The organism is Rossellomorea sp. ABR4_004 (assembly GCF_056159585.1).
On sequence record NZ_JBSWVM010000001.1, the window covers coordinates 914,338 to 926,382 of the forward strand.

Here is a 12,045-nt window from a genome sequence, read left to right on the forward strand (position 1 = left end):
CTTCACCCTTTCAAAACAATCCTTAACTCTATCATTTCCAATTACCTATTTTTATTTCGTTTTAGAGGAATTTAATTTTTTTTATCGTATTAAAAACAATAAGGGATTTTTTCGATGAATTTTCTAAATTTCAATCAATATCTCAGTGAAAAGGTCCGATATTACTATTGGTGTTGGTATTTCTAACAGGAGGTGAAGATGATTAAGAAGATAATTGCATCGATACTGATTGTGCTCATGATCATTCCTTTTCAGTCACTCGAAGCTGATTATGCACATGCAGAAACAGGCACAGCCACGATCAGTGTTTCGACTCTGAATGTTCGTACAGGTCCAGGACTCAGTTACCCGGTTCTGACAAAGGTACATAGAGGGGAAGAGTACAGTATAGTAGACACACAAAATGATTGGTATAAGGTCAGGACCGATAGTGGTGAGGGCTGGGTAGCCGAATGGTTAGTATCGGTAAAATCTGCTGCTTCCAACGTTTCTCCCAAACAGGAAGGCCGGGTGATCACAGATGGGTTACGCGTCAGAAAAGGGCCAAGCACCTCTGAAGGGGTCGTGTCGGTTCTAAACACAGGGGATAGTGTATCCGTTTCCGACGAAGAGGGGGACTGGCTGTTTATCGAATGGGGAAATGACAGCGGCTGGGTGCATGAGGAATACGTGTCGGAAAACAACACAACTTCCTCCCCATCGAAAAAAAGTGAGAATAAACAAGGGATCATCACCGACAACTCCCTTAATGTTCGAACCTCCCCTTCTCTTCAAAGTTCAGTCCTTGGAGTATTAAACAAGGGTGATCACGTAGATGTAACAGGAAGTGTCAGCGGATGGTACGAGATTCAATTTGGCAGTGACAAGGCCTGGGTGAATGATGCATATGTAGAATTCTCTTCGAGGGCGGATGAAGAAGAGAATTCTTCCCCGTCCACAGATCTTATTGGAATCATTACGGTTCATGGTTTAAATGTCCGTGATGAAACCTCTTTAAACGGGAGTGTCGTTGGAAAGGTCTCAAAAGGAGAGAAATATTCCTTATTAAAAGAGAAGAACAATTGGTACCAGATTAAGCTCTCAAATGGGAAAAAAGGCTGGATTGCCGGTTGGTATGTCCAAAAGACCGTAACTGCCTCCGCTCATGAGAGTGAACCATCTTCAGAAAATGAGAACGTCACAGTCCTTTACAACGGTACCAATATCAGAAGTGAAGCAAACGTCCGGTCCAGCGTCATCGAACGGGGCTCCAGTGGTGACACCTTCCCCGTTATCAGCAAAAACGGAGATTGGTATGAAATTAAATTAGAGGACGGCAGTGCAGGTTTTGTTGCCGGCTGGGTAGTGTCCATCCGATCCAGCACAGGGGAAAACACCACTCCTTCACGCAAGCGGAGCGGCGGCTTACAAGATAAAGTCGTGGTCATTGATCCGGGGCATGGAGGCAGGGACAGCGGAACGACCGGAGCAAGCGGGACATTGGAAAAGCTCCTTACCATGAGAACCGGGGAACTCCTTGCCGAAAAACTAAAGAGCGCTGGAGCCGAAGTGGTATTGACAAGGAAAAACGATGAATATCTTTCATTACCATCAAGGGTATCATTATCTCATTATTATCAGGCTGATGCCTTTATCAGCCTCCATTTTGACAGCATTCTAGATTCCTCTATCGTCGGGCATACTACCTACTATTACCAAGATCACCAGAAGGAACTTGCAGATGAAATTCATGGAAGCCTGGCAGATCGGTTACCGACGAAAGACCGCGGTGTACGGGTAGGAGATTATCACGTTGTTCGTGAAAACAATCAGCCGGCTGTCCTTTTGGAGCTGGGATTCTTAAGTAATCCGGCAGAGGAAGCCAATGTCAATACACAATATTTCCAAGACCTGGCAGCAACGGCTATCTATCATGGATTAGGGGATTATTTCTCCGACTGATGCTGAGATCTGAATAACATGCTATCGGAATAAATATAAGAAAAGCTGATCCTGACATTTGCAGGATCAGCTTTTCTTTATTTACTTTCTATCATTAACGTAACAGGACCATCATTCGTTAAATTCACGTCCATCATGGCTCCAAATACGCCCGTTTCCACTTTAATACTTTTTTCTTTTAATACCTTATTAAAGTAATTGTAAACAGACTCTGCGTGATCGGGCTTCGCTGCACTCATGAAGTTTGGCCTTCTTCCCTTACGGCAGTCCCCGTAAAGTGTGAATTGAGAGATGGAGAGTATCTCGCCTCCTACATCCAGCAAAGAATGATTCATCTTCCCCTCTTCGTCTTCAAAAATACGCAGGTTCACTACTTTGTCTGCAACATAACGAGCATCTTCTTCCGTATCTTCATGGGTGATCCCCACGAGCAATACAGCACCTGAACGAATGGCTCCCTTTACTTCTCCATCAACAGTGACGGAGGCTTCTTTACTTCTTTGCAGTACAACCTTCATAAAGAAATCTCCTTTAATTCATGATTCTTCTTACAGCATAAATATCTGAAATCTGTTTAATTCTTTCCACGACTTTGTGTAGGTGGGATATATTGTGAATCGAAATGGACATATTGATGGTTGCCACTTTATTTCGATCGGATCTTCCACTTACGGCCGAAATATTCGTCTTCGTCTCGTTTACCGCCTGAAGCACCTCGTTCAAAAGGCCTCTGCGATCGTAACCGGAGATTTCAATATCCACATTGTATTCTTTACGGTCATTTCTATCACTTTCCCATGACACTGGAATAAGACGCTGCTCTACTTCATCCGCCATTACGTTTGTACAGTCAGAACGATGTACAGAAACCCCACGGCCTTTCGTGATAAAACCTACAATCTCATCCCCCGGAACTGGGCTGCAGCAACGGGATAAACGGATAAGAAGATTGTCAATGCCCTCTACCTGGACACCGGCATCTTTTTTACGTTTAACCGGTTGGGCATTCAATTCCTTCATCGTTTCTTCCAGGCTGTCTTCCTGCTCACGTTTTTTCCGGTCTCTCTCCGTTAAGCGGTTGGCGATTTGAGCTGCCGTAATCCCGTTATAGCCAACGGCTGCATACATATCTTCTTCGTTTGAAAAGTTAAACTTCTCAGATACACGTTTAATATTTTCAGGAGTAAGGATTTCTTTCACATCGAAATCTTGATTCTTGATTTCTTTTTCTACTAAATCCCGGCCTTTTTCAATATTTTCTTCTCTTCGCTGCTTTTTGAAGAATTGCTTGATCTTATTCTTCGCTTGGGATGTTTGGGCAAGCTTCAACCAGTCCTGACTGGGGCCGTATGAATGCTTGGACGTGAGAATTTCAATGATATCCCCCGTTTTCAACTTATAGTCAAGAGTGACCATCTTCCCATTTACCTTGGCACCGATCGTTTTGTTACCGATTTCTGAATGAATACGATAAGAGAAGTCAATTGGAACAGACCCCGATGGCAGTTCAAGTACATCTCCTTTAGGTGTGAACACAAAGACCATATCAGAGAAGAGATCAATCTTAAGAGACTCCATGAACTCTTCCGCATTGGCAGATTCGTTTTGGAACTCTAATATTTCCCTGAACCATGAGAGCTTCTTTTCGAAGGATACCGTTTCGTTCGCTTCTTTTCCTTCTTTATATGCCCAGTGTGCCGCCACACCGTACTCAGCGATTTGGTGCATTTCAAGTGTTCTGATTTGCACTTCAAGAGGATCCCCTTTTGGACCGATGACAGTTGTATGAAGAGATTGGTACATATTAGGTTTAGGCATGGCAATATAATCTTTGAACCTGCCAGGCATTGGCTTCCAGCACGTGTGGACGATACCCAAAACGGCATAGCAATCCTTAATGCTGTCTACTACTACACGCACTGCGAGTAGGTCATATATTTCATTAAACTGCTTGTTTTGAAGAGCCATTTTACGATAAATGCTGTAAATATGCTTAGGTCGCCCGGATATTTCAGCCACGATTTTCACGTCGCCTAACTTATCCTTAACCTCATTGACGACGTCCTCTAAATACTCTTCACGCTCCGCACGCTTTTTCTTCATAAGATTGACTATACGGTAATACTGTTGAGGATTTAAATACCTTAACGACGTATCCTCTAATTCCCACTTAATCTTCGAAATTCCTAATCGATGTGCCAATGGAGCGAAGATTTCAAGTGTTTCATTGGCAATTCTTCGCTGCTTCTCCTGTGGCAAATGTTTCAACGTTCTCATATTATGCAGACGATCTGCCAATTTAATCAGGATGACACGGATATCCTGAGCCATCGCCACAAACATTTTCCGGTGATTTTCAGCCTGCTGCTCTTCCTGTGACTTGTATTTAATCTTTCCAAGTTTTGTGACCCCATCTACAAGCATGGCCACTTCGGCATTGAATGCTTCCTCGATTTCCCCAAGAGAAACACCGGTATCCTCCACTACATCATGAAGAAAACCGGCAGCGACAGTTGACGGGTCCATTTCCAGATCCGCGAGTATTCCCGCTACCTGGATGGGATGAATGATATAGGGTTCTCCAGACTTACGGTACTGCTCACTATGTGCATCCCTTGCGTACTCATAGGCTTTCTGGACCATCCCTACATGCTCATCATTTAAATATTCTCTTGTTTTATCAATAACCTGTTCAGGGGTTAGTACTTGATCTTTAGCCATGATCAAAATCACCTTTGTATTTTAATATATTTCACTAGTGTTCGATTTTAATGATTGTTACTATTATCAAAAAAAAATAAGGTTATGTAAAGGGGTTAGCGTAAAATTCTCAGATTCAATCTATTTTTGTCGATAATTGTCGATGAGAAAATTCGCATCATCCACATCTATCATCGATTCGGCCCTTCCAAATAAAAAATAAGGGCTGACATTCAAAACCAGATGTCAGTCCCTTAAGTAAACAGTATATCACATAGTATATACGTATATGAGAATCGATAAACGATATTAGTATTGCATTAATGTAAGAATATCATAGTTGTCGAGCTTGTCGCGTCCATCCAGGTACGTTAATTCGATTAAGAATGCGGTACCGGCCACAACTCCACCTAATTCTTCAACAAGCTTGATGGTAGCTTCGATCGTGCCACCCGTTGCAAGCAAGTCGTCCGTGATAAGAACTCGTTGTCCAGGTTTGATTGCGTCTTTATGAATCGTCAGAGCGTCTTTACCATACTCTAATCCGTATTCTTTTTGAATGGTTTCACGCGGTAACTTACCAGGTTTACGTACAGGAGCAAAACCGACTCCCAAAGCATACGCCACTGGGCATCCAATGATGAACCCTCGTGCTTCCGGCCCCACAACCAGGTCGATCTGTTTCTCTTTTGCATACTCTACGATTTGATCTGTCGCATATCTATATGCATCACCATCATCCATTAATGTAGTGATGTCTTTAAACTTAATTCCTTCTTTTGGCCAATCCTCAACGATCGTAACATATTGTTTTAAGTCCATGCTTTTACTTCCTCCTCAATTGTAACAGACTCTTCTATCCTTTCATTAAACCAAGTCTTCAACTCTTGATAGGAAGAATATAACAATTCGTTTTCAAGCTCGTATTGTTGTTGTTTCTTCTGATATGTTAGAGATTCAGAAAGATCTTTCTTGGTTTTCTCAGGATTGAGAGAAATAAATCCATTCACTATTGTAACAAACTTCAAATCAAAAAACACCCGTGACATGAAATCTATTGTTTCTTTTGACCAGCCTTTGTATTTCGCCAGGTCATCACCGTGCTTATTTAAATCAAATGAACCACGCTTTGTTAAAAATCCATAGTACCATTTGAAATGTTCACGGGTTGGAATCGTACTGAAAAAATGATCTTCTTCCTGGAAGAAATGAGCATAGATCCGATGAGGATGACCTTTCTTCAAGAGCTCTTCAAGTATTGGTTTGGAAGTGGGCAGATCCACAAGAACCAGGCTTGCCTTATCGGTTGCAAGTCCTTCAAGTGATGAACCATCCTCAAGAAGCATCACTTCATCTTTTTCCAGACTCAGCTTTTCTAAAGTAGCCGGATTAAAACAAATCATTATTTTATTTTCATCAGGGATAAGCCCATTCCATTTATGCACTTGTTTAATCCCGCGAACATCAAATAATTGCCAATGATCAATTTTCACATCTTGTAAAAACACCTGAGGTTTCTTGCGATTATTCCACTCATTAATCGATAATTCACCTATAACAGAGGCATTCGAAAATGGGGTCATATGATCGGCCAGTTCTCCCAATCCAAACCCGACACCGTCCAATTGTACACCTTTGTCTTCTAGTACTAATTTCAAATGATTTTGTGCCGATCCGATCTTTTTATAGTGTTCGATGCTTACATTGTCTATGATCCACTTCGGTTTTGGATTATGCATCCCAAAAGGGGCCAGAAGCTGAAGCTTTTCAATCGACTCTACGGTGATTTCGTCCACTGTAACAGAAGCATCAAGCTGTGTGACCGGTATAAAGTCATCTTCCGTTAATTCAGTCGAAGCCAACACATTTAATCGGTTTCTGAACTGGGCTACATCGTCTAACTGTAAGGTCATACCTGCAGCCATCGGATGTCCTCCAAAATGGGGCAGAATATCACGGCAGGTTGATAAATTCTTGAACAAATCAAATCCTGCGATACTTCTTGCCGATCCCTTTGCGGTTCCTTTTTCAGAGTCAAAGCTGAGCACGATGGTCGGACGGTAAAACTTGTCGACTAAGCGTGAAGCTACAATTCCGACTACTCCAGGGTTCCAGCCTTCTTTCCCGATTACAAGTACGGAGTTATCCTCCAGGGGAAAATCATTCCCCACCATCTCAACCGCTTCTTCGGTCATTTGAGACACGATCGCCTGTCTTTCTTTATTCAAGCTGTCAATTTCTTCAGCCAGGGCCTTTGCTTCCTCGGCATCTTCTGTAAGCATAAGATCGACGGCAGGGTCTGCATCCCCTAACCGGCCGACTGCATTTATACGGGGAGCAATCATGAATCCAATAGATTCTTCCGAAATTTCCTGTTGTTGGGCATTTGCAATCCTGCACAATGCTTTGATTCCCAATCGGCTTGAAACCCGTAGCTGCGCAATCCCACGCTTGGCAAGAAGGCGATTTTCCCCTCTTAATGGTACTAAATCGGCGATGGTCCCAATCGCAGCAAGATCGAGCAGGTGGACAGGCAGTTCACCGTAAAGGGCATGAGCCAATTTGAATGCCACCCCTACTCCTGCCAGTTCTCCAAATGGATAGGTGGTCCCTTCGACCTTTGGATGAATCAAGGCATACGCCGGAGGTAATTCCGGTCCTGGTTCATGGTGATCTGTAATGATCAAATCCATTTCCAGTTCTTTTGCCAATTTTGCTTCATTCACAGCGGATATTCCCGTATCTACTGTTATGATGAGCGTGAATTCCTCTTCCTTTGCCCAGCGAAAGGCACTTTCATTAGGGCCATATCCTTCGCTGAACCGGTTTGGGATATAGAATTCCACCTCTGCACCAAGGTCCCTTAACACGGTCATCAATACAGAGGTACTACTTACACCATCAGCATCGTAGTCACCATAAACAAGAATCCTTTCCCCATTTTCAATGGCTTTATGGATTCTTTCCGTTGCTTTTTTCATATCTTCAAAAAGAAATGGATCGTGAAATGAATCGCCTGTATCGAATAGAAAATTCCGGGCTTCTTCTACGTCGTCCAAGTCCCGGTTGATTAATAATTTCGCCACAAGCGCAGGTATTTTTAATTCATTTGCCAGTTCTGATATTTTATGTTGATCTGATTCTGTCATCATCCAACGTGTTTTTGAGTTTAACATACGTTCACCCCTCAGCCTTACTCATTATACAAAAAGGAAGGTGTGGTTTCAATCTTAATAGAAGGAGGGTTTTTTTCTTATTCAATAAAAAAAACAGCCTGGTGGCAAAACCACCAAGCTGTTTACTCTCCTGTTTCCCCTACTGTGCCGGGAGCACTCTTTTTCAAAGGTACTTTTTCGGCCTTTTCTTTATGCATACCTTCAGCTTGTTCTTTTAACAGTAAATTTTCTTTCTCTAAAGCCTTTACTTTTCGTTGGACGACGAATAATCGAAACAGTCCAACCGACCCGATAATGATTCCCCCCATGAATACAGATCCAAGTATGACTAATATAAGAGGCCAATCAGCTTCACCAAAGAAATAATTGACGGTGACAGGGTCTACATTGATAACAGCGAAAACGGAAACGACCAATGCAAAGAAAATACCTAATAATAATGTCCACTGAAATTTCATCGGATTCCCCTCCTTATGATAAGTCTATTTGTTCATCCCTTTCTTCAGAAGCCGGATTGTACGGATTAATATGAATGAACACATCATTCACATTGGATTCCTCCAGAAGTTTCTTCTTTACCTGCTTCCCGACGCGATGACCATCCTCGACAGTCATATGCGGGTCTACACTGATTTTCAAATCAATGATGACGTAATGCCCATGCTCCCTGGCGTGGAGTTCATTGATTTCCTTCACTTCAGGTACAGAGTCCACTATTTTCCGGAAAGGTACGATATCCTCCTCATGCATGACGTGATCCAGCGTATTATGTATGGATTCAGCTCCCAAGTGCCAAGCCATCCTGAGGACAAGGAGTGAAACAAAGATACCGGCTACCGGATCGGCGTATACAAGAAAGCCTACATCGAATTTCCCCCCGAGGATGGATGCGGAAATCCCGACAAGTGCGGCAATGGATGAAAAGACATCTGAACGATGCTCATATGCATTGACGATCAAAGCATCACTCTTTATTCTTTTACCCAATCGATATTTGTATTGAAACATTGCTTCCTTCACAATAATGGAAAAGATGACGGCATAGATCGCAATCGCTGTTGGAGGTGTTAAAGGATGAAAGAAAGATTCTATGGACGATTTTCCAATCTCAATTCCGACTAAGAACAATAAGACGGCCACAATGATTGCTGCTATGGACTCGGCCTTCCCGTGCCCATATGGATGATCCTGATCAGGAGGCTGCTTAGCTGCACGTAATCCGATAAAGACGGCGAGAGACCCTGCAACATCCGAGGCAGAGTGAACGGCATCTGCAATCAACGCTCTACTATTCCCCAATATACCGGCTCCCCATTTAATAACCGCCAGTACAATATTCCCTACAACACCAATCATTGCAGCTATTTCAGCTTTCCTAAAACGGTCTTCATGATTCAAGCGGTGTCGCCTCCTTTCAACTATTAGTATTGTAACCCAATACCGTAAAAAAACAAAAAAGACGGGTCCGGGGAAAAGCTCTCCCCGGACCCATCCATAGTCTTATACTTGTGGTTCGTCTGACCACGTCTTCTTTTCTTTTACGGTTTTGATCGTACCTGTTTTCTTCAGTTCTTTCTTCTTCAACACAAGCCAAACTTGAGAGGCAATGAATACAGAAGAATACGTACCTGAAATCAACCCGACCAATAAGGCAATGGAGAAGTTACGGATGGATTCACTACCAAAGATCATGAGTGCAAGAACCGTAAACACCACGGTTAATACGGTATTCACCGAACGTCCCATCGTTTGTCTGATACTTTGGTTCACGACATCTTCAATATCTTTATCCGTTTTCAGCCTGCGCTTCTTATGAAGGTTTTCCCTCAGCCGGTCAAAGGTCACGATCGTATCATTTATCGAGTAACCGACAATGGTTAAGACCGCTGCGATAAATGTAAGATCTACCTCGAGTCTTGTTAAACTGAAGAAGGCAATGATAAAGAATGCATCATGCAGGAGTGCAAGGATCGCACCTGCTGCCATTCTCCATTCGAAGCGGAACGTCACATAGATGACAATCCCGATCGATGCAATCGCTACAGCGATCATCGCATTTTTAGCAAGCTCTTTTCCGATCACTGGTGAAACGGTGCTGATGCTTGGCTCCGCTCCGTACAGTTCATTAAATCGGTCCTTTAATGCGGCAATCTCATCTTTGTTTAAATCTTCCGTATAGCGAACGACGGCGATATTCCCATCGTCCCCTGAAATCACTACATCTTCAGAAGGCAATTTCAAATCTTTCAATTCATCTTGAATCTCTTCTGTCTTTAAGCTTTGATCAGCAAGGATTTCCATACGTGAACCACTCACGAAATCAATCCCTAAATTCAATCTGAAAATGGCCAGGATGATGATTCCCGCCGTGATCAGGATAGCTGATAAACCGAAGAATTTTTTGCGCTGTGCAGCAAAATCAAAACGATCGAAACGAGTTGGCAGATCCAGCGTATCGTAATTTTCCGCCAGGTCTTTGATTTCGTTTTTATTCACACCGAACCAGCCTGGTTTTTTATTAAAGAAGCGGCTGTTTACCCACAGTCCCAGTAATAAACGTGAACCCCATACAGCTGTAACGAAGCTTGTCAGGATACTGACAATCAGCATCGTTGCAAATCCTTTTACAGAGCTTGTTCCATATAAGAATAGTACAGTAGCTGCGAGGATCGTTGTTACGTTAGCATCCAATATCGTTAAGAACGAAGATTTATTACCTGCTTGGAAAGCTGAACGAATAGGCTTTCCAACGCGCATTTCTTCTTTGATCCGTTCATAAGTAATGATATTGGCATCGACAGCCATACCGACCCCAAGGATGAGGGCCGCAATTCCAGGGAGTGTCAGGACCCCATTCATTAAATCGAAAATCAATAGAATTAAGTAGATATAAACGGAAAGTGTAATCGTAGCAATCAGACCCGGGAAACGGTAATACGCAATCATGAATAAGAAGATGATCGCAATCCCGATGATACCGGCAGTGACTGTTTTATCAAGGGCCTGCTGGCCGAACTTTGCCCCCACTGAAGTTGAATATTTTTCATCAAGCTTTACAGGAAGTGCTCCTGCATTCAATAAGGAAGCAAGATTCTGGGCACGCTCAACGGTAAAATTCCCTTCAATGATGACTTCATCGGAGTTGATCGGCTGTCTTACAGCGGGATCCGACAAGAATTTCGGATCTTCTTTCCCAACTTCCGCTTGATAAGAATCTTTTCCTTCCTCGAAATCAAGCCAGATCACCAGCTGGTTTTGAGGAGCCATTGCAGAGATTTCCTTCGTCAATTCATAGAATTTTTCACGATCTTTTAATTTCAAGGAAACGATTGGATTGTTCTTGTCATCGAAGGTTTGCTTCGCAGAACCGGATGCAAGATCCGAGCCATCCAACCGGACTTTATCATTTACGTCGCGGAACGACAGGTTGGCTTGAGTGGACAAGATTTCCCTTGCTTCGTTTTGATCTTCCACCCCCGCTAATTGAACACGGATCCGGTTTCCATCTTCAATTTGGATATTAGGCTCACTGACACCCAATACGTTAATACGCTTGTCCAATGCATCTGCTGTATTGGACACCGTTTCTTTCGTAATTTCCTGCCCCTTCTTAATCGGTTGAACTTCATAAAGAACTTCAAATCCGCCTTGCAGGTCCAAACCTAATTTAATGTTATCGACAATACTCTTCGTTGTTCCTCCCATAGTACCTGCAAGTAATACCACAAGTATAAAGAAGGCGATTATTCGGCCACGCTTTACCATTATGTATAGATCCTCCTTGCCGTTTTAAAAACCATACGAACTATGTGCTTCAAAAAGTAATATAATTCCTAAAATCTTCAGGCATTCTCATTATCTATGAGAAAGAAAAAGGTGTCAATTTCTTTTCGGGCTATTTTCCGTGCTTATTAGGACGAAGAAGTTCGTTCAATTCATCTTCATTCACATCTGCAAACCAATTGGGAGACCTGTATGCTTCAACCGTTTCAAAGCTCATATACTCCCCGGGTTTAACCGTTAACACATCACTCACTAACTGAAAGAATTTCACATCCGTTTCGGGTTTCTTCCATTTCTTCTTCGTTAAGTAGGACCAAAGTCTGCCGACGTCTGCTTTTCCATAGCCAAGAATTTCAAATTCTTCTACTTTGCTTATTAGTGCTGGTTCTAACGATTCATAGAAACGATCATAAGGATGCTGATTATTCTTCATTCCCCGTTCACC

At 42.7% G+C, this 12,045-nt stretch carries 9 protein-coding genes; 1 reads left to right on the top strand and 8 read right to left on the bottom strand.

Translation table 11 applies throughout. From position 1 onward, the window contains the following. Nucleotides 1-198 precede the first annotated feature (198 nt). Complete coding sequence (locus tag ACXAF2_RS05035) at nucleotides 199-1,941, top strand: SH3 domain-containing protein (protein WP_475137623.1); 1,743 nt, start codon at nucleotides 199-201, stop codon at nucleotides 1,939-1,941. Between the two features lie 77 nt (nucleotides 1,942-2,018). Here the strand turns inward: ACXAF2_RS05035 and dtd are convergent, their stop codons facing one another. From dtd to ACXAF2_RS05075, 8 genes are all read right to left on the bottom strand, one after another. Next, complete coding sequence (gene dtd, locus ACXAF2_RS05040) at nucleotides 2,019-2,459, bottom strand: D-aminoacyl-tRNA deacylase (protein ID WP_475137624.1); 441 nt, start codon at nucleotides 2,457-2,459, stop codon at nucleotides 2,019-2,021. Nucleotides 2,460-2,472: 13 nt separating this feature from the next. Further along, nucleotides 2,473-4,662 (bottom strand): RelA/SpoT family protein, encoded by a 2,190-nt coding sequence (locus tag ACXAF2_RS05045; protein ID WP_475137625.1) that lies wholly within the window; start codon nucleotides 4,660-4,662, stop codon nucleotides 2,473-2,475. A gap of 288 nt (nucleotides 4,663-4,950) precedes the next feature. Then, nucleotides 4,951-5,463 carry an adenine phosphoribosyltransferase gene (locus ACXAF2_RS05050; protein WP_475137626.1) on the bottom strand — a complete coding sequence of 171 codons (513 nt, stop codon included), beginning with the start codon at nucleotides 5,461-5,463 and terminating at the stop codon, nucleotides 4,951-4,953. Next, nucleotides 5,454-7,817 carry a single-stranded-DNA-specific exonuclease RecJ gene (recJ, locus tag ACXAF2_RS05055; protein ID WP_475137627.1) on the bottom strand — a complete coding sequence of 788 codons (2,364 nt, stop codon included), beginning with the start codon at nucleotides 7,815-7,817 and terminating at the stop codon, nucleotides 5,454-5,456. The genes ACXAF2_RS05050 and recJ overlap by 10 nt, the downstream gene beginning before the upstream one ends. Nucleotides 7,818-7,939: 122 nt before the next feature. Next, entirely contained in the window at nucleotides 7,940-8,275 is a 336-nt protein-coding gene (locus ACXAF2_RS05060) for a LapA family protein (protein ID WP_475137628.1), read from the bottom strand. Nucleotides 8,276-8,288: 13 nt separating this feature from the next. Next, nucleotides 8,289-9,173, bottom strand: coding sequence for a cation diffusion facilitator family transporter (locus ACXAF2_RS05065; RefSeq protein ID WP_315634520.1), 885 nt, complete (start codon nucleotides 9,171-9,173; stop codon nucleotides 8,289-8,291). 144 nt (nucleotides 9,174-9,317) lie between these two features. After that, nucleotides 9,318-11,582 (bottom strand): protein translocase subunit SecDF, encoded by a 2,265-nt coding sequence (gene secDF / locus ACXAF2_RS05070; protein WP_475137629.1) that lies wholly within the window; start codon nucleotides 11,580-11,582, stop codon nucleotides 9,318-9,320. Between the two features lie 130 nt (nucleotides 11,583-11,712). Beyond that, nucleotides 11,713-12,033 (bottom strand): post-transcriptional regulator, encoded by a 321-nt coding sequence (locus tag ACXAF2_RS05075; RefSeq protein WP_475137630.1) that lies wholly within the window; start codon nucleotides 12,031-12,033, stop codon nucleotides 11,713-11,715. Nucleotides 12,034-12,045: the final 12 nt, after the last annotated feature.

Bases quoted from the DNA above. Each gene is read 5' to 3' on its own strand.
- ACXAF2_RS05035 (WP_475137623.1), top strand. From the start codon at position 199: ATGATTAAGAAGATAATTGCATCGATACTGATTGTGCTCATGATCATT.
- dtd (WP_475137624.1), bottom strand. From the start codon at position 2,459: ATGAAGGTTGTACTGCAAAGAAGTAAAGAAGCCTCCGTCACTGTTGAT.
- ACXAF2_RS05045 (WP_475137625.1), bottom strand. From the start codon at position 4,662: ATGGCTAAAGATCAAGTACTAACCCCTGAACAGGTTATTGATAAAACA.
- ACXAF2_RS05050 (WP_475137626.1), bottom strand. From the start codon at position 5,463: ATGGACTTAAAACAATATGTTACGATCGTTGAGGATTGGCCAAAAGAA.
- recJ (WP_475137627.1), bottom strand. From the start codon at position 7,817: ATGTTAAACTCAAAAACACGTTGGATGATGACAGAATCAGATCAACAT.
- ACXAF2_RS05060 (WP_475137628.1), bottom strand. From the start codon at position 8,275: ATGAAATTTCAGTGGACATTATTATTAGGTATTTTCTTTGCATTGGTC.
- ACXAF2_RS05065 (WP_315634520.1), bottom strand. From the start codon at position 9,173: ATGATTGGTGTTGTAGGGAATATTGTACTGGCGGTTATTAAATGGGGA.
- secDF (WP_475137629.1), bottom strand. From the start codon at position 11,582: ATGGTAAAGCGTGGCCGAATAATCGCCTTCTTTATACTTGTGGTATTA.
- ACXAF2_RS05075 (WP_475137630.1), bottom strand. From the start codon at position 12,033: ATGAAGAATAATCAGCATCCTTATGATCGTTTCTATGAATCGTTAGAA.